Origin of the sequence: Gardnerella sp. KA00127 (assembly GCF_049244125.1) — a bacterium.
Taxonomy (GTDB): domain Bacteria; phylum Actinomycetota; class Actinomycetes; order Actinomycetales; family Bifidobacteriaceae; genus Bifidobacterium; species Bifidobacterium swidsinskii.
In genome coordinates this window covers 939,155-960,346 of the sequence record NZ_CP058377.1, presented here as the reverse complement: position 1 = coordinate 960,346, position 21,192 = coordinate 939,155, and the positions used below count along the sequence as shown (strand labels likewise).

Annotated in this window: 15 protein-coding genes, 1 tRNA gene and 1 other RNA gene; 16 read left to right on the top strand and 1 reads right to left on the bottom strand. The window is 40.8% G+C overall.

Annotation, left to right across the window (positions count from 1 at the left end):
- The first annotated feature begins 67 nt into the window (after window positions 1-67).
- The 16 genes from HXT48_RS03780 to HXT48_RS03705 all read left to right on the top strand — a co-directional run bounded on the left by HXT48_RS03780 (window position 68) and on the right by HXT48_RS03705 (window position 20,595).
- Window positions 68-1,744: a DUF501 domain-containing protein gene (locus HXT48_RS03780; protein WP_049762351.1), complete on the top strand. Its 1,677-nt coding sequence runs from the start codon at window positions 68-70 to the stop codon at window positions 1,742-1,744.
- A gap of 42 nt (window positions 1,745-1,786) precedes the next feature.
- Window positions 1,787-1,870, top strand: a tRNA-Leu gene (locus HXT48_RS03775).
- A gap of 291 nt (window positions 1,871-2,161) precedes the next feature.
- On the top strand, window positions 2,162-3,136 hold the full coding sequence (locus tag HXT48_RS03770) for a cation diffusion facilitator family transporter (RefSeq protein WP_415685259.1): 975 nt from the start codon (window positions 2,162-2,164) through the stop codon (window positions 3,134-3,136).
- A gap of 112 nt (window positions 3,137-3,248) precedes the next feature.
- Window positions 3,249-4,157, top strand: a complete 909-nt coding sequence (locus HXT48_RS03765) for a TrmH family RNA methyltransferase (protein WP_012914098.1) — start codon at window positions 3,249-3,251, stop codon at window positions 4,155-4,157.
- A gap of 70 nt (window positions 4,158-4,227) precedes the next feature.
- Window positions 4,228-5,295: a phenylalanine--tRNA ligase subunit alpha gene (gene pheS, locus HXT48_RS03760; RefSeq protein WP_041160572.1), complete on the top strand. Its 1,068-nt coding sequence runs from the start codon at window positions 4,228-4,230 to the stop codon at window positions 5,293-5,295.
- 5 nt (window positions 5,296-5,300) lie between these two features.
- Window positions 5,301-7,922, top strand: coding sequence for a phenylalanine--tRNA ligase subunit beta (gene pheT / locus HXT48_RS03755; RefSeq protein WP_004111426.1), 2,622 nt, complete (start codon window positions 5,301-5,303; stop codon window positions 7,920-7,922).
- Between the two features lie 256 nt (window positions 7,923-8,178).
- Window positions 8,179-8,718 carry an arginine repressor gene (locus tag HXT48_RS03750; protein WP_032842537.1) on the top strand — a complete coding sequence of 180 codons (540 nt, stop codon included), beginning with the start codon at window positions 8,179-8,181 and terminating at the stop codon, window positions 8,716-8,718.
- 276 nt (window positions 8,719-8,994) lie between these two features.
- Entirely contained in the window at window positions 8,995-10,209 is a 1,215-nt protein-coding gene (locus HXT48_RS03745; RefSeq protein ID WP_012914101.1) for an argininosuccinate synthase, read from the top strand.
- Between the two features lie 36 nt (window positions 10,210-10,245).
- The gene (gene argH, locus HXT48_RS03740) at window positions 10,246-11,763 is read left to right on the top strand and encodes an argininosuccinate lyase (protein ID WP_012914102.1); all 1,518 of its coding nucleotides are present in this window, start codon (window positions 10,246-10,248) and stop codon (window positions 11,761-11,763) included.
- 166 nt (window positions 11,764-11,929) lie between these two features.
- Window positions 11,930-13,249 (top strand): tyrosine--tRNA ligase, encoded by a 1,320-nt coding sequence (gene tyrS / locus HXT48_RS03735; protein WP_012914103.1) that lies wholly within the window; start codon window positions 11,930-11,932, stop codon window positions 13,247-13,249.
- A 152-nt stretch (window positions 13,250-13,401) separates the two neighbouring features.
- The gene (locus HXT48_RS03730; RefSeq protein WP_012914104.1) at window positions 13,402-15,033 is read left to right on the top strand and encodes a hypothetical protein; all 1,632 of its coding nucleotides are present in this window, start codon (window positions 13,402-13,404) and stop codon (window positions 15,031-15,033) included.
- Window positions 15,034-15,177: 144 nt separating this feature from the next.
- Window positions 15,178-16,278, top strand: a complete 1,101-nt coding sequence (locus HXT48_RS03725) for an HAD-IIA family hydrolase (RefSeq protein ID WP_012914105.1) — start codon at window positions 15,178-15,180, stop codon at window positions 16,276-16,278.
- Window positions 16,275-17,078, top strand: coding sequence for a TlyA family RNA methyltransferase (locus tag HXT48_RS03720; RefSeq protein WP_012914106.1), 804 nt, complete (start codon window positions 16,275-16,277; stop codon window positions 17,076-17,078). Before HXT48_RS03725 ends, HXT48_RS03720 begins: the two co-directional genes overlap by 4 nt.
- Window positions 17,079-17,168: 90 nt before the next feature.
- Window positions 17,169-18,092 carry an NAD kinase gene (locus HXT48_RS03715; RefSeq protein WP_012914107.1) on the top strand — a complete coding sequence of 308 codons (924 nt, stop codon included), beginning with the start codon at window positions 17,169-17,171 and terminating at the stop codon, window positions 18,090-18,092.
- Window positions 18,093-18,146: 54 nt separating this feature from the next.
- On the top strand, window positions 18,147-19,931 hold the full coding sequence (recN, locus tag HXT48_RS03710) for a DNA repair protein RecN (RefSeq protein WP_012914108.1): 1,785 nt from the start codon (window positions 18,147-18,149) through the stop codon (window positions 19,929-19,931).
- Window positions 19,915-20,595, top strand: coding sequence for an HAD family hydrolase (locus HXT48_RS03705; protein ID WP_012914109.1), 681 nt, complete (start codon window positions 19,915-19,917; stop codon window positions 20,593-20,595). The genes recN and HXT48_RS03705 overlap by 17 nt, the downstream gene beginning before the upstream one ends.
- A 19-nt stretch (window positions 20,596-20,614) precedes the next feature.
- Here HXT48_RS03705 and rnpB read toward each other — a convergent pair.
- Window positions 20,615-20,988: RNase P RNA component class A (gene rnpB, locus HXT48_RS03700), an RNA gene on the bottom strand.
- Between the last annotated feature and the right edge of the window lie 204 nt (window positions 20,989-21,192).

Below are 21,192 nucleotides of genomic sequence, written 5' to 3'. Positions count from 1 at the left end.
TTTATTTGTAAAACAGCTTTAACAGGAGTAGAAACGCATGGCTAACAGCCAAGAAAGTTCAGATAAAATGCAGAACAGTAATAAGAAATATATTCCAGAAGAAGCTGTGAAACGTTTATTTACTACACCTGCAAGTGATGCTGAGCGTACAATTGTTGAAAAGCAACTTGGAAGATTCCCTAGAGGAATGGTAGCTGTTGGTGCGCGTTGCGTTTGTGGTAGACCTCTTGCTGTTATTACTAGACCATGCTTAGAAGATGGCACACCATTCCCAACTACATGCTACCTTACCAGTCCTGAAGCTGTAAAAGCGGTGTCTCGCGTAGAAGCAGACGGTATTATGCGAGAATATAACGAGCTATTACAATCGGACGAAGATCTGAAGAAACAATATGAGCGTGCGCATAAGTATTATTTGGAATTCCGTCATGAATTAGCTGTGTCTTTGGGGGATAGTGAAGAGCATATTAGTCAGATGAGCGCTGGTGGAATGCCAGTTCGTGTTAAATGCTTGCATGCTTTGCTCGCGCAAACATTGGTAATGGGCAAAGGTGTAAATCCGATTGGTGACATGGTACTAGAGCGCATTAAAGATGAGTTTGATCCTAACGTGTGCCGTTGTACTACTCCGTGGAGCGATGATGCATATGCTACTGAAACGGAAGTTGTTGTGGAAGACGAAACGATTGCAAAAGATAAAACTGCAGAGGGCGAAGCTGTGAAAAGCGACACGACTACTTGTGCAGAAAAAACAGTACAGGTTGCCGCAATTGACTGTGGTACGAATTCTATTCGACTAAAAATTGCGCAAGTTTCTGAGCATGGAATGAAAGATATTGTACCTCGTATGCTTCGCGTTGTTAGACTAGGTCAGGGAATTGACGAAACTCATCGTTTCGCAGATGACGCTTTGGAGCGAGTGAGGGATGCTGCGCACGAATTTGCGCAAGTTTTGAAAGAACATCCAGTTGATGCGATTCGTTTTGTGGCAACTTCAGCTACACGAGATGCTGAAAATCGTGAGATTTTTGAACAAATGATGATTGATGAGCTTGGTGTTCGTCCTGAAGTTATTAGTGGTACTGAAGAAGCAGCTCTTAGCTTCCTTGGTGCAACAAGCGTTGTGTCTCGCGATGAGTTGCAGCCACCGTATCTCGTAGTTGATTTAGGTGGAGGTTCTACTGAGTTAGTGCTTGGAGGGGATGGGGACTGCTTGCCGGCGCACAAGGTTTCTGCAGCATACTCCATGAATGTTGGTTCTGTTAGAATGACTGAAAGGCATTTGCATACTGATCCTCCTACGGAAGAGGAAATTCAAGCTGCGATTGAAGATATTGACAAGCATATTGATGATGCTTTCAAAGTTGTCCCTGCAGGGCGAGCTCGTACTATTATTGGCGTTTCTGGAACTGTGACAACTATGGCTGCTTTGACTATGGGATTGCAGCATTATGATCATACTGCTGTCGATGGTGTGCATATTGGATTAGAGCAGGCTTATGCTGTTAATAATCGCTTTTTGCGTATGCCTAGGGACTGCAGGCGCACGTATGCGACGATTCACCCAGGGCGTGTGGATGTTGTCGGCGGTGGAGCAGTGATTTGGAGCCGTGTGTTGGAGAGATTAGCAAAAGCTGCGTATGAGGATCACGGTGGGGTTTTGGATACGTTTGTTGCAAGTGAGCATGGTTTGCTTGACGGAATTACGCTTGATTTGGGAAGAAAGTTACTCGCCACACGCTGAGCTTGTTCTTTGCTTAGATATATGGCATAATAAGTGATTGCTGCCTCTGTGGCGGAATTGGCATACGCATCAGACTTAAAATCTGACGCCCTTACGGGCTTGTGGGTCCGAGTCCCACCGGAGGCACAAACAAAGCGCTGCACAGTTTTTAGCTGTGTGGCGCCTTTTGCTTTTCTGTTGGTTTTACCTATAACCCATAATGCGTGCATGTTGACAGCTTGTGATTACATAGTTATAGACAAAGTAATTGATAATAGTGAACCCCGGCTTAGGCTGGGGTTCATTGCGTATAAGGCAAAATGCGAATGATATTGAGAAACGATATCGCCCAAATATTTTAATATTTTAGGAGGTTGGAAAGTGCATAATCATAACGATGTAATTCAAACTAACGGCACTGGTTCACGCTCAAGCAGTGTGAATGCAAATGTCAACTCTTCCGATACTAATTACAATAATGCCAACGCAGCTTCCCAAGCAGAAGCAATTCACGCAAGTCATGCACATCAGCATCGTTTGCTTCTTACGCTTTCTCTTACTGCAACTGTGTTCTTTGCTGAGGTAATTGGTTCTTTCATAACCAATTCCTTGTCGCTTCTTATAGACGCAGGTCATATGCTTACAGACATTTCGGTTCTTGCAGCTTCAACAGTTACTGCAATTCTTATGCGTCGTCGTCCAAATAGTAAGCGCACGTGGGGTTGGGCGCGTCTTGAGGTTATTACAGCTGCTGCGGGAGCTCTTATTTTACTGCTTGTAGGAGTGTATGCTCTTGTTGAAGCTGGAATGCGTCTTTTTGGTAGTGGCCATCAAGGCATTCACGATGTAAATCAGCTGCTATTCTTTGGTATCCTTGGTTTAGCTGCGAATTTAGGTTCTCTTGTAATTCTTATGTCTCAATCGCAAGACAATATGAATATGCGTGCTGCTTTTCTTGAGGTTATGAACGATGCTCTTGGATCTGTTGCAGTTGTAGTCTCAGCTATTGTAATGATGAGTACAGGTTGGGCAGGTTTTGATGCTTTAGCTGGCGGTATTATTGCGCTTCTTATGATTCCTCGTGCGTTAAAGCTTCTTAAGAATGCTGTTAAGGTTCTTCTTGAGCAGACTCCTGAAGGTCTTGATTTAAACAAAGTTCGTGAACATCTAGAGCATGTTCCTCATGTTCTTGCAGTTCATGATTTGCACGCTAGTACTGTCTCTACTGGTATGCCGATTTTTATGGCACATGTTGTTGTGGATCCTAATATGACAATGTCTCAATGCTCTCATGTGCTTTCTCAGCTTCAGGACTGCTTACGCGAACATTTTCCTGTTTCTGTGTCTCACACTACTTTTCAACTTGAGCCTAAAGGCTATACAACTTCCAGTGCTTCAGAGCATCATGAATAGAGTTTATAAGGTTTTGCTTATAAGTTTTGTTGCAATGAATGTGGCAGGTTTGCATAAATCTGTGAATGTGTATTTCCTGTGTCGTAATCGTTTTTGAAGTAAAGTTATATTTATGCCGTTAAAAGAACTAATTGATAATACTCACAGTGAGCGCGTGCGCAGACTCGTTTCTTTAGGTCGCGCAAAGTCGCATGATTTGCAGCGTTTTTTAGTTGAAGGTCCGCAAAGTGTGCGCGAAGCTGTACGTTATGCCACAGATTCGTTATGTGATATTTATGTTACTAAAGATGCTTGTGAAGGTAATGAAAAGAAAAGTTCCCAATTTTCTTCTTTGCGGGAAATAGTTAAAGAAGCTTTATCTCGATCTTGTTATGTTCATCCTGTTGAACCGAGTATTATGCAAAAAATTAGTGCTGATTCACAGGGAATTGTTGCGGTTGCTAATTCGAAATCTTTAGATGATATCTATTTTAGTGAGTTTAAAAATTTGCAACAATCAGCACAAGTAAAATCAAAAAACGATTTTAAGCCTCTTCGTATTGCAGCTTGCTGGCAGGTAAGAGATCCTGGCAATGCTGGTGCTATTATTCGCGTTGCAGATGTTGCTGGATGCGATGCTGTTGTTTTTGTTGATGATTGCGTAAGTCGTTGGAATTCTAAGCTTGTGCGTTCGACTGCAGGTTCACTATTTCATCTTCCTGTAGTGCAATTAAGCGTTCAAGACTGGTTCGAATGCGCTGCAAAATCAAATATTCGAATTATTGCAGCTGATATTTACGGAACTGACAAGATTAAACCTGTGCCATTTCCAAAAATTTTAGTCAATTCCGAGGTTATTAGCAGTTCTTTGGCTATTTTATTTGGCAATGAAGCTAGAGGCTTACCTAAAGAAGTATTGCAACAGGTTGACGATATTTCAATAATTCCAATATATGGAAAAGCAGAATCAATGAACCTTGCAACAAGTGCAGCAGTAATGCTTATGGGCTTGGCTATGTCGAGTCATGAGCGAAAAATATAACTTTGGGCAATATTTTGCAATATCGTATATAAACAATGAATATACGTATAACACAGATAGGAAGGGTGCTGTGACCGATAATAAGCCATTCGATATTAAAGCTGTAAGTAAAGCAGTAAAAGAAGGTATTGCTAGCGTTACAGCTGCTCAAACTATGGAAGAGCTGAAGGCTGTTAAAACTAAGTATGCTGGCGCGCAGTCAGTGATGACTGTTGCAAGTAAAGCAATTGGTTCTTTGCTTGCGGATCAAAAGAAGGAAGTTGGCAAGGTGATGTCAACTTTGCGAGCTGATTTTGGTCGAGCTTTTGCAGAAGCTACAGAGCGAATTAAAGCTGTTGAAGAGGCTAACATGCTTTCTGCAGAAACTGTAGATATGACTCTTCCAATTAATCGTAAGCCTTTAGGTGCTCGTCATCCTATTGCTCGTATTATTGAGGATTTTGAAGACTTCTTTGTGTCTATGGGTTGGCAGATTTCTGCAGGTCCAGAAGTTGAAACTGAATGGTTTGATTTCGATGCATTGAACTTTGGTCCGGATCATCCTGCGCGTCAAATGCAAGATACTTTCTACGTTCAGGGTAATCAAGCTAAGGATGCTGCAGGCTTTGTCGGTTCAAATATGGTTTTGCGCACGCAAACTTCTTCTGATCAAGTACGTGCGTTAATTGAGCGTGGAGTTCCTCTGTATATTGCTTCTCCTGGTAGAGTGTTCCGCACTGATGAACTGGATGCAACGCATACTCCAGTTTTCCATCAATGTGAAGCTTTGGCTGTAGATAAGCATTTAACAATGGCTGATTTAAAGGGTGTTCTCGATCGTTTAGCTGTTGCGATGTTTGGTCCAGATGCAAAGAGCCGCTTGCGACCAAGCTACTTCCCATTTACTGAGCCTAGTGCTGAGCTGGATCTTTGGTTCCCAGATAAAAAGGGCGGTCCAGGCTGGATTGAATGGGGCGGTTGCGGAATGGTTAACCCTAATGTGTTGAAGTCTGCAGGTTTAGATCCACAAGTGTATACCGGTTTTGCTTTTGGTGTCGGCTTGGAGAGGACTCTGCTTCTTCGCCACGATATTAACGATATGCATGATTTGGTTGAAGGCGATAAGCGCTTCAGTGAACAGTTTGTAATGGGGGAGTAAAACTCATGCCAATGGTAGATATTGACTGGCTCAAAGATCATGTTGAAGTGCCAGAAGGTTTAACTTACGAACAGCTTGCTAAAGATTTAGTTCGTGTTGGTCTAGAGGAAGAAGAAATTCATACTTCTCAAGTTACCGGTCCAATTGTTGTCGGTTACGTAGTTGACGCTACTCCTGAACCGCAGAAAAATGGCAAAACTATTAATTGGTGCCATGTTGATGTTGGAGATAAATACAACGATGTTGACGAGAACGGCAAGAAAGTTCCTCGTGGCATTGTTTGCGGTGCTCCTAATATGGCTGCCGGTGAAAAGGTTGTTGTAACTCTTCCTGGTGCTGTTCTGCCTGGAGATTTTAAGATTGAGCCGCGTAAGACTTACGGTCATATTTCTGACGGTATGTGTGCTTCAGAGCGTGAGCTTGGTTTGGGAGATAGCCACAATGGCATTATTTTGTTGCGTGAATATGGCTTCTCTAAGGCTGAATACGATGAGTTGAAGCCTGGCGACGACGTAATGGAGTTGTTGCATCTTAATAAGCCGATTTTGGAGATTAACATAACGCCTGATCGTGGATATGCTTTCTCTTATCGTGGTGTTGCTCGCGAATATCATCATTCAACTGGTGCTGTTTATACGGATCCTGTTTCAAAGTTGAATGAGCAGGTATCGCAAATTAATGATGAAGGTCACAAGACTTCAGATATTGACGTGAGTATTGAAGATACTAATCCAATTCATGGTGTACCTGGTTGTGATCGATATTATGCGCGTGCTGTACACGGTTTTGACTCCACTTGTGCAAGCCCACGTTGGATGCAGCGTCGTTTAACGCGTGCAGGTATGCGCAGTATCTCTCTTGCTGTTGATATCACTAATTATGTCATGCTTGATTTGGGTCAACCTCTTCATGCTTATGATTTAGACAAAATTGAAGGTCCAATTGTAGTTCGTCGTGCACATGAGGGCGAACATCTTACGACTTTGGATGGCAAAGATCATGAATTGCATGTTGAGGATTTAGTTATTTGCGATTCTCCTCGTGGAAACCATGGTTCACGCGTGCTTGGCTTAGCAGGTGTTATGGGCGGCATGTATGGCGAAGTTACGAGTGAAACGAAAAATATTTTGATTGAGGCAGCGCACTTTGATCCCGTTTCAATTGCTCGTACTGCTCGTCGACATAAGATTCCTTCTGAGGCTTCTCGTCGTTTTGAGCGTGGCGTTGATACCCAATTGCAGCCAGCAGCTGCACAAATGGCTGCAAATCTTTTGGAACAGTTTGGTGGAGCTAAGCCATCTACATCGCCGTGTGATGTCAATAATACTCAGTCGCGAAATGTGATTGTGTTTAAAGCTAATGAAGTGCAGCGAGTTGCCGGTTTGGATGTTGATTTGAATCGCATTAGCGATATTCTTACCGATATTGGTTGCTCTGTTGCTGGTGGTGGAAATGGATCCTTCTCCGTTCTTCCTCCAACTTGGCGTCCTGATTTGAATGAGCCTTGCGATCTAGTAGAGGAAATTGCTCGACTTGTTGGATATGATGAGATTCCTGTTAAGGTTCCTGCTGTTCCTGTTACTGGTCGAACTGGCTTAACTGCGCAACAGCAAACTAGACGAGCTATTGCTTATGAGTTAGCGGAAACTGGTTTTGTTGAATCTTTAAGCTATCCATTTGTTGGTGAGGAAGATATTAAAGCTTTCCGTCAAAATGTGGATGAAGTTGCTGAAGTAAGTGTTCGTATTGCTAATCCTTTAGCTGGAGACAGGCCTTGGCTTCGTCGTTCTGTTTTGATGACTTTGGCTGGTACTGTTCGACGCAATCTTCATCGTGGTTTAACAGATATTTCCATGTATGAGCTTGGTCATGTGTACTTTAGCGATCCAAATGCTCCTGCAATTCCTGCATTACCTGGTTCTGTTAGACCTTCTAATGCTGAGCTTGCTGCGTTGGATGCTGGATTACCGGAACAACCTTTGCATGTTGCTGCTTTGCTAACTGGTCATGCTGAAGAAACTGGTTGGCTTGGTACTCATAGAGATGTTGATTGGAGCGATGCTGTTGAAGCACTCCAGCGAGTTGGTAAGAGAATTGGTGTTAAGTTCATTCTCGAACAGTTTAAAGCTCAAGATGCTCCATCTTCTTGGCATCCTGGTCGTAGTGCTCAAGTTTGTGTTCTTGCTGAAGATGGTTCAAGCGTCAATCTCGGTGTTGTTGGCGAATTGCATCCACATGTTTGTGAAGCGCTAGATTTACCTAAGCATTCTGCAGCATTCGAGCTTGATTTAACTGAATTGTTTAAGAATATGATTATGAAGCCTGTTCAAGCTAAACCAATTTCGACTTTCCCTCCTGTAAAGCAAGATTTCGCTTTCACTGCACCAATTGAGTTGAAAGCGAATGAATTGCAGTCTGCTATTGAAAAGTCTGCTGGAGATTTGCTTGAATCTGTTGAGTTGTTCGATGTGTATGAGGGTGAGCAGCTTGGAGAAGGTTTGCGTTCTCTTGCTTATTCCGTAACGTTCCGAGCAAATGATAGAACACTTTCTGGCGAAGAGATGGAAGAAGTTCGTAAGAAGATTACGGATGCTGCTGAAGTCTTGCACGCAACTTTGCGAGTGTAAAATATAATATATTTTAGTTAATGCGATTGTGCATACGTTCTAATAGTAGTATGCATAATCGCATTTATTGTATTATTAACTCTTTTTCTTTTTATGTAAAGTAACATCTATTTTTTAAATAAAATATAGCATTTTCATGCATAATAGATATGTGTGACGAAGAACACATAAATAATTTTTTATGCATGTAGATATGTATACACATATTCGTATATATTTAATTGAAAATATGTTTATGAAAGGTTTTGATAAAATTATGATGAATCCAGAAACGGATGCAGAATCAAATAACGAAGTGTCAATAAAACAGCAACGTCCTGCAACAAAAGCAGCGCGTTTAAACGCTATTGAACAAGCGTTACTGGCAGAAGTGATTACTTCTCAATCTCAACTCGCTAAAGTGTTGGCGCGTCATGGTTTTAATGTTACTCAAGCTACTTTGAGCCGAGATTTAGATGAGTTAAATGCCGTTAAAATTCGATTAACGGATGGCAGGATTGCGTATGTGCTTGGCGATGGTACTGGCAATCGTCATGCTATGGATACTGTGCGAATTGATCAGCAAGTTGCTCGCACTTTAGCAGGTCTTGTCACTGAAGTTGGACATGCAAATAATATTGTTGTTATTCACACTCCATCAGGCGCTGCACAATATGTTGCAAGTGTTATAGATCGTCAGCCTTTGAAAGGTATTTTAGGATCAGTTGCTGGAGATGATACAGTTATTATGGTTTGCGTTTCAAATGAAGAAGCTGAAAATCGAGCAAATTGGATGCTTTCAGTAGCTTCTCGTTAAACAATTTATTAAAAAATATTGTGGCTATTTAATTAAATATTGCATTAAAAAAATAATTTTGCAGTAACGAAAAGATTTATACGCGTGCAGTGCATTGTTGAGCTGCGCGCGTTTTTATATGTATAACTATAATTGATATATTTTTTTATATTTTATAATAACTCTTCGAAGATGATAAAAATATAATAATTTTTTGGCGCATCTGTTGATTTTATTTTAGATGTATAATATGCTCTTTATTGTTTATTTATTCAATACATGACCTGGGAGGTCACAATGACTAATAAAAAACGTATTGTCTTGGCGTATTCAGGTGGCCTCGATACTTCGGTAGCAATTCCATACCTTAAAGAGCAAACAGGTCAAGACGTTGTAGCTGTGTCGCTAAACGTTGGTCAAGGCGGTGAAGCGCTTGAAGTAATTAAGAATCGTGCTTTGGCTTGTGGTGCAGTTGAGGCATATGTTGTCGATGCTCGCGAAGAATTCGCAGATAATTATTGCATGCTTGCATTAAAAGCTAACGCAATGTATGAAGACGTGTATCCATTGGTTTCTGCTCTTTCTAGGCCTTTGATTACTCGCCACTTAGTGAATGCAGCTCATCAATTTGATGCAGACACAATTGCGCATGGTTGCACCGGCAAAGGAAACGATCAGGTTCGTTTTGAAGTTGCAATCCAATCTTTGGATCCAGAATTAAAAGCTATTAGCCCAATTCGAGACTTGTCACTTACTCGTGATGTTGAAATAGAATTCGCTAATGAGCACAAGCTTCCAATTGAACAAAGCAAGAAAAGCCCATATTCGATTGACCAAAACGTGTGGGGTCGTGCAATTGAAACCGGTTTCCTAGAAGATCCATGGAATGCTCCGACTGAAGAGTGCTATTCTTATACGCAAAATCCTCTTGAATCTCAAGAACCGGATGAAGTTAGAATTACTTTTGAAAAAGGTATTCCAGTCGCAATTGACGGTCATAGTGTAACGCCTTTGCAAGCAATTGAAGAAATGAATGCAAGAGCTGGAGCGCAAGGAATTGGACGAATCGATATTATTGAAGATCGTCTTGTAGGAATTAAATCTCGTGAATTGTACGAAGTTCCAGGTGCTCAATCTCTAATTGTTGCACACCAAGAGCTTGAAAATTGCTGCCTGGAGCGTGAGCAGCATAGGTTAAAGCGTGCTCTTGATAAAAAGTGGGCTGAATTTGTCTATGATGGTCAGTGGTTCTCTCCAGTTGTGTGTTCTCTTAACGCATTTATTAATGAAACTCAAGAGCATGTTTCTGGAGAGATTCGAATGACTATGTATGCTGGCAAAGCTGTAGTTACTGGACGTCGTTCTGAGGAATCATTGTATGACTTTAATTTAGCAACGTATGATTCTTCAGATACATTTGATCAGCGTGCTTCCAATGGATTCATTGAAATCTACGGATTGTCTAGCAAGGTTGCAGCAGCAAGAGATATGCGCGTTGCAAACAACAACTAATACGATATATATAAAAAGATATAAAGGTAATAAACTATGCACGATGCAACAAAAGCAGCAGCCGCAGAACTAGAAAATAATGAAAGTAATAATACTAATCACCCTATTGCATTGTGGGGTGGACGATTTAGTTCAGGTCCTTCAGCAGAGCTGACGAAACTAAGCAAGTCCACACAATTTGATTGGCGATTAGCGGATGATGATATTGCTGGTTCTAGAGCTCATGCGCATGCGTTGCATCGTGCAGGTCTTCTTAACGAAAAAGAGTATGCTGATTTATCTTGTGCATTAGATGAATTGCAAAAGCGTGTAGATGATGAAACTTTTGCACCCATTGAGGAAGATGAAGATGAAGCTACAGCATTAGAGCGCGGTTTACTTGAAATTGCTGGAAATGAGCTTGGTGGAAAGCTTCGTGCAGGTCGATCTAGGAATGATCAAATTGCAGCTTTAATACGTATGTTTTTGCGTAGGCATGCGCGCGTTATTGCATCATTATTGTTGTCAGTTTGCCAAGCGTTGCTGAATCAATCAAAAAATGCAAAAGACGCAGTGATGCCGGGTCGCACTCACATGCAACATGCTCAACCAATTTTGCTTGCGCATCAGTTAATGGCACATGTTTGGCCGCTTTTACGAGATGTAAATCGCTTCATAGATTGGGATTTGCGTGCAGATGAAAGCCCTTATGGAGCAGGAGCTTTGGCAGGCAATACTCTTGGTCTTAATCCAGAAGAAGTAGCTAAAGAGCTTGGTTTTTCTAAAGTTTGCGCTAATTCTATAGACGCAACTGCAAGTAGAGACTTAGTCGCAGAATTTTCATTCATCGCAGCAATGATTGGCGTTGATATATCACGATTAAGTGAAGAAATTATTATTTGGAATACTCAAGAATTTGCATTTGTTCGTTTAGATGATGCTTATTCAACTGGCTCATCGATTATGCCTCAAAAAAAGAATCCAGATATTGCTGAACTTGCTCGCGGTAAAGCTGGTAGATTAATAGGCGATTTAACTGGTTTAATGGCAACTCTTAAAGGTCTTCCTACTGCTTATGCTCGCGATTTGCAAGAAGATAAAGAAGCTGTTTTTGATCAAATTGACACTTTAGAAGTGCTTCTTCCAGCTTTTGCTGGAATGGTAGAAACTATGAAATTTGATCTAAATAGACTTTATGAACAGTCTTCTACTGGTTTCGCTCTTGCTACAGATATTGCAGAATGGCTTGTAAAAAAGGGTGTTCCATTCCGTAACGCTCATACTTTGTCTGGTTTGTGTGTAAAGCGAGCTGAGGGAATTGGGGGAGATCTTGCTGATTTAAGCGATGATGATTTTTCAAATATTCTAAGCGGTTTTGTTGATAGCGCAGAAATTGCGAATATCAGAACAATATTGACTAGTGCTGGATCTGTGTCTGCCAGATGCGGTCGTGGCGGTACAGCCTTCGCACGAGTTAAAGAGCAAATTGTAGAGGCTGAAAATGCAATGGATAATTATTATAAATTTGCAAATTCAAAAAGCGATGGTTCTGCTTATATCTCGCCTATAAAATAATTTTAAAATTAGATTATTAGCTGTCACGTTATAGTGCCAAATATTGTACTTTATAATATTTGGCACTTTTTTATTATGCGTGTCGTCATGTGCTGCAAAAATTGAAAGGCTTGTGGACGCGCAAAGCGCCCGATATTTATCGGTATTCTGTATTAAGGAGATACGAATGGCTCAGGTCAGGAACTACAAGGAAGCAGGTTTTGCTTCTTTGTTTGAAGAGCTTAAGTGGCGTGGATTAATTTCACAATCTACTGATGAGCAGCAGCTTGCTCAAGCGCTTGACGGAGAACCATTAACGTATTATTGCGGTTACGATCCTACTGCTGCTTCATTGCATATTGGTAATCTTGTACAGCTTATTAATATGCGCCATTTGCAGGCTGCAGGTCATCATCCTATTGCTTTAGTTGGTGGTGCCACTGGTTTGATTGGTGACCCTCGTCAAAGCGGAGAACGCACTCTTAATTCTAAGGATATTGTGGCTGGCTGGGCTGAACGTTTGCGTAAGCAGATTGGCAGAATTTTGCCTCTTGATGGTGAAAATCCTGTTCGTTTTGTCAGCAATTACGACTGGGTTTCTAAGATGTCTGCTATCGACTTCTTGCGTGATGTTGGTAAGAATTTCCGTGTTGGCACAATGCTTTCTAAGGATATTGTGGCTCGTCGCTTAAATTCCGATGAAGGTATTTCTTTTGCTGAGTTTAGCTATCAAGTTTTGCAAGGCAACGACTTCTTGTACTTGTTTGATAATTACGACGTAACTTTGCAACTTGGCGGTTCGGATCAGTGGGGTAATCTCACTTCCGGCATGGATTTGATTCGTAAGGTTCGTGGCACATCCGTAAACGTGTTTACTAGCCCGATTATTACAGATAATCAAGGTCGTAAGTTTGGTAAGTCAGAAGGTAATGCCATGTGGCTTGATCCTTCTATGCTTAGCCCTTATCGCTTCTACCAGTTCTGGTTCAATCAGCCTGATGATGAAGTTGTTAAGTTGCTTAAGGTGTTCACTTTCTTGCCAAAAGATGAAATTGAGCGTTTAGCTCAGCAAATTCAGGATGATCCTGGAAGTCGTGAAGCTCAGCGCGTGCTTGCGTGGGAAGTTACAAGTTTCGTTCACGGTGAAGATTTAACAAACCAGGCTATTGAAGCTTCTTCCGCTTTGTTTGGACGTGGTGATCTTTGCAATATTGATGAGCAGACTCTTGAAGCTGCTTTAGATGGCGTTAAGGTTAAGGCTGAAGACGGTAGTTTAGATTTCGCTAAGGCTAAAGTTGCAGATCGTGTTGTTGAGGCTGCAGTTGCCGCTGGTCTGTTCCGCACTGTTTCTGAAGCTCGTCGTGCTATTGAAGCAGGCGGTTTGTATCTGAATAATGAACGTGTAAGTGGTGTCGACGATGTGTTAAGTGAGGGCTCTTTCTTGCACGGTCGTTTCGCTTTGCTTCGCCGTGGCAAGAAAGCTATCGGTGCCGTAGAGCGCGCTTAATAAATGTTTGTGATTTATTAAAAATACATCTGTTGTAAGCTTGCTGCTTGATGTATGCTATAGCTTGCTTCAGCAGATGTTTAGTTGTTTTATGAATATAATTAAAATGTGATTTTGTAATAAAATTGCACATAGATGAGAGGTATGCCAGAATGGGCGAAGAACGCGAACACTCGCGGAGTGGTAAGAAATCTTTTGGTGAACGTGGTGGATTTGGTCATCGCAATGGTGGTAAAAGTAGCGAGCGTCGCGGTGGTTTCCATAAGGATGGTTTCCATAAAGGCGGTTTTAAGAAGGGTGGTTTCCGCCGTAATGATGATGACCGTGAAGAGAGCTTCCACTCTGGCGTAAAGCGTGATGGTGATCGTCGTTTTAACCGTCATGACGATCGTAAAGATGACCGTCGCGGTGGTTTTAAGAAGAATGGTTTTAAGAAGGACGGATTCCGCTCAGAGAATCGCGATAATGATCGTCGCTTTGATCGTAACCGTCATTTTGATCGTATAGATGATTGTCGCGATGACCGTCGCTCTAGAGATTTTGAACATTCTGGTGAAGAAGGTGGCAACCCACGCTACAAGAAGTTTGATGGTGAACATCGTTTTAACCATCGTGACGATCGCAGGGATAATCGTCGTGAGAACCATAGCAATGGCGATTTCCATAAAGATTTCCATAAAGGCTCTAAGGGTGGCTTCCGTGATGACCGCAGAGACGATCGTCGCGATGAGCGCAGAGATAATGAGCGTCGTTTTGATCGTCGTGACGATCGCAGAGATAATCGTAGCACAAATTCGCGTAGTAACTTCCGCTTTGAAGATGGTCCACGCCGCAATTCTGACGGAACTGTTTCTTATCCATCTCAAAATCCTTATACAGCACGTCGCCCTGGTGAACCTAAGATGCCAAAAGGTTTGGAATGGGCAATGCTTTCTAAAGAAGATCGCGAGCGTTTGCGCGGTCTTTCAAAGGAGCATGCTGAAAATATTGGTCTTCATATTCTTGCAGCTTATACTTTGCAAGAAGAAAATCCTGAACTTGCATTAGAACATGCAAAGTGGGCTGCTAAGCAAGCTTCTCGTATTGATTTTGCTCGCGAAACTTTAGCTTTTGTGGCCTATCGTCAGGGCGATTACAAACTTGCTTCTAAGGAATTCCGCACTGCAATGCGAATGAATGGTTACCTTGATTATTTGCCATTTATTGCCGATTGCGAGCGCGGTATGGGAAATCTAGATAAGGCTTTAGAAATTTGCATGTCAGATGAAGCAAAAACCTTAAGGGGAGAAGTAAAAGCCGAAATGTTCCTCGTTTATGCAGGTGTTTTGGCTGATACTGGTCATGCTGATAAGGCTATTGAATTGGTTCATGCAATGGGTCGTTCAAAGGGTCTTCCTGGGGAGTATCGTATGCGTGCAGTTCAAGCAGAACAATACTTCTTGGAAGAAGCCGGGCGTAGTGACGAAGCAATTGAATTAGAGTCTTTGCTTGATAAGCTTGAGCAACAGTATGCTGATGTTGATGACGAAGATATAAATCCTGATGATATTGTTATCGACTATGATTTAGAGCATTTGAATGATGACATGATGGATGAAATTGGCATGAGTGAAGATGATGCTCAATTTGCTCCTGATGAAGAATCTGATGAATATGCTGATGAAGAATCTGAAGCAACTGAAGATTCTGAAGATTTAGAAGACTCAGAAGAGACAAGTAACTCTGAGAATGCGGATAATACGGATACAATCGAGATGAGTGCTGTTCACGCTGACGAAGAGTAGTTCGTAACATTTGAATATTTGCGCCCGGCTGCTTTTAAGTAAGCCGGGCACTTGCTGCTTTGAGAGTTGATATTTATAAAATATATTTGAAAAATTTGAATCTAAATTAAGTGCAGTGTTTAGCAAACTTAAATGAGGTATAGTATGCAAGTTGAAACGAAAAAGAATTTTTCTTCATGTAATCGTCCGTTAAGCGATGCATTTCGTTTAGCACTGCTTGATTTAGATGGTGTTGTATATCGTGGTGGAAATGCTGTTGAATATGCGTCTGATTCCATTTTGTTTGCGCAAAAAAATGGAATGGCAATTGAATACACAACTAATAATTCTTCGCGTTTCCAATCTGTTGTTGCAAAACAACTGGAAAGTTTTGGCTTAAAAGTAGAACCATGGCAGATTATAACGTCTTCTGTTGTTGCAGCAAGGATGGTAGCTCGCAATGTTGAGAAAGGATCCAAAGTTCTTGTTCTCGGCGCTGAACATTTGCGTCAAGAAGTGCAACGCGTAGGATTACAACTCGTAGATTCGTGCGAAGATAATCCTAAAGCTGTTATTCAAGGCTGGTATCCTCAAATGACTTGGCAAGAAATGGCGGAAGTTTCTTTCGCTGTTGAGCATGGTGCAAAATATTTCGTTACTAACCGCGACTTAACTATTCCAAGAGAGCATGGTATTGCTCCTGGATGCGGTTCCATGATTCAAGCTGTTATTAATGCTACGGGTGTAGAGCCTATTTCGTCTGCTGGAAAACCAGAATCTGCAATGTATGATGAAGCAAGGTTTTTGGTTGCTGCTAATGCTAAGCATGATGATTCTGAATGTGAAGAATACACTGAAAAAGACGAGTATGGGAATCCTGTAATTAGTATTGAACATTCATTAGCAGTTGGAGATCGTTTAGATACTGATATTGAGGCTGGAACAAGAGGAGGCTATGCTTCATTACTTGTTCTTACTGGAGTTACAGATCCTCGCATGCTTATGCTTGCGCCAAAACATTTGCGTCCAAGTTTTGTTTCTAAAGACTTGCGAGGATTAAACGAATCTCATAACGCTCCTGAACGCGTTAACGGTAGTACTTTTACTTGTGAAGATGCTATAGCAAGAGTTGTGAATAATAATATTATTGAAGTTAATAACACTAACGATTGCAATGCTTTAAGAGCTGCTTGCGCGCTGGCATGGAGCTTGCAAGATTGCGGTGAAAATATGGAAAATTATACTCTTCCGGAGTTTTCCTTATGACTTTGAATGAGGATTTAAGTAAACTTTCAAATAGCAATATTTCACAACGCTTAGATTGCGCTTTGGTTAATCGTGGTTTAGCAGAAAGTAGGACAACTGCTCAACGTTTAATTCGTGCTGGCGTAGTGAGTGTTGACAATCGAAATATTACGAAATCCTCATTTTTAGTAAACAATTCACATACAATAACAATCGACGAATCAAAAAATACGCAATCTTGTATTAGATACGTTTCTCGTGGAGCACTTAAGTTAGAAGGTGCTTTCGAAGCGTTTTCTAAAAATGGTTTAACTACTTCCAAATCAACTAAAGCTCTAGATATAGGTGCATCAACGGGTGGTTTTTGCGACGTTCTTTTGCAAAGAGGTGTTCATTCTGTAATAGCTTTAGATGTTGGTCATGGTCAATTGCATCCAAAAATAGCTAACAATTCACATGTAATTGAAATGAGTGGCGTAAATATTCGAGATGTGTACGAAGAGAACTTGCCATATAAGCCAAATCTTATAGTTTCGGATGTTTCTTTTATTTCTCTAACGTTTGTTATTCCAGTAATTTCTAGAATAGCTCAATTGCATGCAGATATTGTGCTTTTAGTTAAGCCGCAATTTGAAGTAGGAAAAGGAAACCTTGGAAAAGGTGGAATAGTAACTGACGAGACTTTAAGAATTAAAGCTTTAGAAACAATAAAAAGTTGTGCAAATCAAAACGGTCTAAAGGTTATCTCCTCTTGCGAATCTCCTATTGAAGGAACGCATGGCAATACGGAGTATCTTCTTTATGCGCGTTACGAGAAGTAAGTTAATTATTGAATGTTTAGCATTTTTCAATATGTATCCTAACAATTACAATAGTAGTAGTTGTGTTTAAACAGTACGAAGGGGCTGTATATGCAGGAACATTTCGATACTAATTCCGCTTCGTCGGCTCGTCGTGCTCTTGTAGTTACTCACGCTAGAATCGATGTTCATAGTGATGTGGTAAATCAAGTCAAGACTCAACTTATTAAAGCTGGATTCGTTGTTGACGTATTCAACAGTGCTTCTGTGTCTGATTTTGCTAAAAAAACTACTCGTATAGTTGATGAAAATACGGAAATAGTTGTGGTGCTTGGGGGAGATGGCACCATGCTTCAGGCTGCTGAGTTAGTGCATTGCACTACCGTTCCAATTATCGGCATAAATCTTGGTCATGTTGGTTTTTTGGCAGAATTTGAAAGTTTTCAAATTAATGATGCTATTCGTAGGATTGCAAACAAGGATTACACTATTGACAGGAGAATGGAAGCTCATGTAGATGTGTGGCTTCCTGGCGAAAGTAAGCCTTTAAGTGATTGGGCGTTGAACGATATAACTCTTGATCGCGAAGACAGAGGTCGAATGGTAGAACTTTCAATACGAGTAGACGATGTTGAAATGTCATCTTTTGGTTGCGATGGTGTAATAGTTTCAACTCCTACTGGTTCCACAGCTTACGCATTTTCAGCAGGTGGATCAATCATGTGGCCAAATGTAGAAGCGTTACAACTAGTGCCATTAGCTGCTCATGCTCTTTTTGCGCGTCCTCTAATTATTGGTGCCGGTTCTACTTTTACTATTGATATTCTTAATGAATCGTCTTCTGGAGGTTGGATTTGTTGCGATGGTAGAAGACAGCGCGCTCTTCCTCAAGGGTCAAGGATTCAAGTTCGTCAATCAAAAGATGACCTATTATTAGCTAGACTTTCTGGTGCTCCTTTTACGAAGCGTTTAGTTACAAAATTTGATTTGCCAATAGTTGGATGGCGTGAGCACAATAATAATTCTTTAAACTGAATTATTTAAGTAGAAAATAATATTAAATATAGCATTTATAAAACGAGGTACAGCGTGCTTGAAGAGTTAGAAATACGTAATCTTGGGCCAATTTCACATGCGCTTATTACTCCTTCGTCTCACATGACAGCTATTACGGGCGAAACAGGCGCTGGAAAGTCAATGCTTTTAAGTGCTATCAAGCTTATTTCTGGATCCAAAGCAGAAGTTGCAAGGATTTCACCAAACGCTAAAGAAGCATGGGTTCAAGGCATATTTAGTATTCCTAAAACAAGTGAATTAGTAGATGCTGTTGGAAAATCCGGTATTGAATTAGAGCCTTCAGAAAATGACGAAAATAAATCAGATATGTATGTTTCTAGAACAGTACCACAAGAAGGTCGTTCAAGAGCAACAATTTCTGGTTTCGCAGTACCAAAAACAGTTCTTGAACAAGTATGCTCACGATTGATAGTTATTCATGGACAAAGTGACCAATTACGTATAGCAACAAATTCAAAACAACGCGAATTGCTTGATACTGTATCTAAAAATAGTGAATTACTTAAGCAATACGCATGTGCGTATCAAGCGTGGAAAGATGCTAAAGAAACATGTAATCGACTAGAAAATCAAGCGTCTTCTTCGCGACAACGTGCAGATTACCTTAGAGAATCGTTAGCGAGAATACGAGATGTGAATCCGCTGCCTAATGAAGATAAGGAATTGCGTGCAAAAAGAGAAAGAATTGAGAATTCTGCTCAAATTGTTAAAGCAGTGAGCATTGCGCTCGCATCCCTTGATTCCAGTCAAATAGATTATGGTGCTTCAGAATCATCTGAAGATGCTTGTTTTCTTGTAGATAAAGCTTCTCAAGCATTACGAAATATTCGTGTAGATGATTCTTTCAATTCTATTGCAAATCAACTTGACGATATTCATGCTCAACTTGACGATATTGTAATGCAGCTTGCTCAACAGTTGGATATCGATGTAAGTGAAAAAGATTTAGATGATTTAAATTCTCGTATTCATGATCTTACTGATTTAACTCGTAGGTGGGGTCCAACATTAGATGACGTACTTGATTGGTCCGAAAAAGCTCAGTTTGAACTTGAAGATTTAGATGATTCTCCTGAAGCTATTGCCAAAGCGCGTGCTAAGTGTGCTCAACGATATGATGATGCTCTTAAACTTGCTGAAGAATTATATAAAACTCGTTTAAATGCAGCTCATGATTTTGGCACTTTAGTTAGTGAAGAATTACATTCTTTGGCTATGCCAGGTGCTCAATTAATTATCAGTGTAAATAGGCGTTGCGAAGATTTATCTGGTTCTATTCCGCTTGATTCTAACGGATGTGATGATGTAGAGTTTTTGTTCCGACCATTTCCTGCTTCTTCAGATTTGCCGATGAGCAAAAGTGCTTCTGGTGGTGAATTAAGTAGGCTTATGCTTGCAATTGAGCTTGTTGTTGCGAAGTTGACAGATTGCGACGAAGAAAATATGACATTTGTTTTCGACGAAGTAGATTCTGGTGTTGGTGGTGTTGCGGCAGTAGAACTCGGTAAACGTTTGGCTCAACTTTCTCAACATGCTCAAGTTATTGTTGTTACTCATTTAGCTCAGGTTGCTTCTTTTGCAGATGCACAATTTGCAGTACAAAAAAATCTTGTTGAGAATAGTGAGAATAGTTCTTCTGCTATAGTTGCGGATACTTCTGTTATTGAGCTTAATGATTTGATGCGTGAGCAAGAGATTGCTAGGATGCTTGATGGAAGTGAATCAAAAACTTCATTAGAACATGCTCGTGAGCTATTGAGTGCAAGTAGGAAGATCATTGATGGATTTACAAAATAATTCGTCTATTGTTGCAGCGATTTTTGATTTTGACGGCACGTTACTTGATTCTTTAAGCGTTTGGGATGATATTGATCGAGTAAGTTTTGCGAAACGTGGTATGAACGTTCCTTCAATCTTTGCGAATACGACTGCAACAATGAATCCTAGACAAATTGCAGAATATGTTATTAAAAATTACGGATTTACTGATGCTCCTGAAGATTTGATGACGGAGTGGTCAGATATGGCTTTTGACGCTTATGCTAATCATCTTCCGCTAAGAAAAGGCGCGTATGAATATGTGCATTATTTGCGTTCTAATGGTATAAAGCTTTTTCTTGTTACAACTCTTTCTAAACGCTTGTGTATTCCAGCTTTAAAAAGAGTTGGCATTTTTGATTGTTTTGATTTTCTTCATTTTGGAGAAGATTTATCTGAAAAAGGTAAGCATAGTCCTAAAACTTATATCGATATTGCTAATCAACTTAAAGTAGATCCAGCTAAATGTGTAGTTTTTGAAGATTCTGCTACAGCTTTATGTTCAGCTCAGCAAGCTGGTATGCAAACATGTGGGGTAGTTGATAATTCAAACGTAAAAATTGATTTAGATTCGTCGTTTAATAAATGCTTAGCAGTATTTTCTGATTTTTCTTTCGCTCCAAGAATCAGCGATATAAGTTGAAAATATGCTATTGGTTGAGTTGATGAGGTTTCACATACCCCGGGTTTTGTCGCATACACAAGTGCATGCGGATGGCCATCCATCTCGATTTGACGTTACCGCCAAACTCTAGCAGTCTACCCGAAGACTTGAGCGAGCAGCTCTAAAGCGTCTTCTGCTTGACCTTGCTCCCAATGAGGCTTGCCATGCGGCTTACTGTTACCAGAAGTCCGGTGGTCTCTTACACCGCCGTTTCACCCTTACCCGAACGAAACGTTCAGGCGGTCTATTCTCTGTTGCGCTATCTCTCAGGTCGCCCTGGGCGGACGTTATCCGCCATTGTGCTCTGTGGAGCCCGGAAGTTCCTCAGCCACTCCGAATGAACATTGTGACCGCGGCCATCGTGAAACCTCAACCTTCCCAATTATAGCAGATGATATTAATATCGTAAAAAATTCGTTATTTTATAAGAAATTCCGTAATAAACGTTAATTTTTTTATTTTAATTTAATAAATCGCTAGGTTTGTATGGATTTAGCAGATATAATAGAAGAACCGACGGCATCGTGGCAGTCGGGTTGTACAAATCGAACTTAAGGTTCGAGTCTATATGGGGAG

Coding starts and splice junctions, on each gene's coding strand:
- HXT48_RS03780 (WP_049762351.1), top strand. CDS start 68: ATGCAGAACAGTAATAAGAAATATATTCCAGAAGAAGCTGTGAAACGT.
- HXT48_RS03765 (WP_012914098.1), top strand. CDS start 3,249: ATGCCGTTAAAAGAACTAATTGATAATACTCACAGTGAGCGCGTGCGC.
- pheT (WP_004111426.1), top strand. CDS start 5,301: ATGCCAATGGTAGATATTGACTGGCTCAAAGATCATGTTGAAGTGCCA.
- HXT48_RS03750 (WP_032842537.1), top strand. CDS start 8,179: ATGATGAATCCAGAAACGGATGCAGAATCAAATAACGAAGTGTCAATA.
- HXT48_RS03745 (WP_012914101.1), top strand. CDS start 8,995: ATGACTAATAAAAAACGTATTGTCTTGGCGTATTCAGGTGGCCTCGAT.
- argH (WP_012914102.1), top strand. CDS start 10,246: ATGCACGATGCAACAAAAGCAGCAGCCGCAGAACTAGAAAATAATGAA.
- tyrS (WP_012914103.1), top strand. CDS start 11,930: ATGGCTCAGGTCAGGAACTACAAGGAAGCAGGTTTTGCTTCTTTGTTT.
- HXT48_RS03730 (WP_012914104.1), top strand. CDS start 13,402: ATGGGCGAAGAACGCGAACACTCGCGGAGTGGTAAGAAATCTTTTGGT.
- HXT48_RS03725 (WP_012914105.1), top strand. CDS start 15,178: ATGCAAGTTGAAACGAAAAAGAATTTTTCTTCATGTAATCGTCCGTTA.
- HXT48_RS03720 (WP_012914106.1), top strand. CDS start 16,275: ATGACTTTGAATGAGGATTTAAGTAAACTTTCAAATAGCAATATTTCA.
- HXT48_RS03715 (WP_012914107.1), top strand. CDS start 17,169: ATGCAGGAACATTTCGATACTAATTCCGCTTCGTCGGCTCGTCGTGCT.
- HXT48_RS03705 (WP_012914109.1), top strand. CDS start 19,915: ATGGATTTACAAAATAATTCGTCTATTGTTGCAGCGATTTTTGATTTT.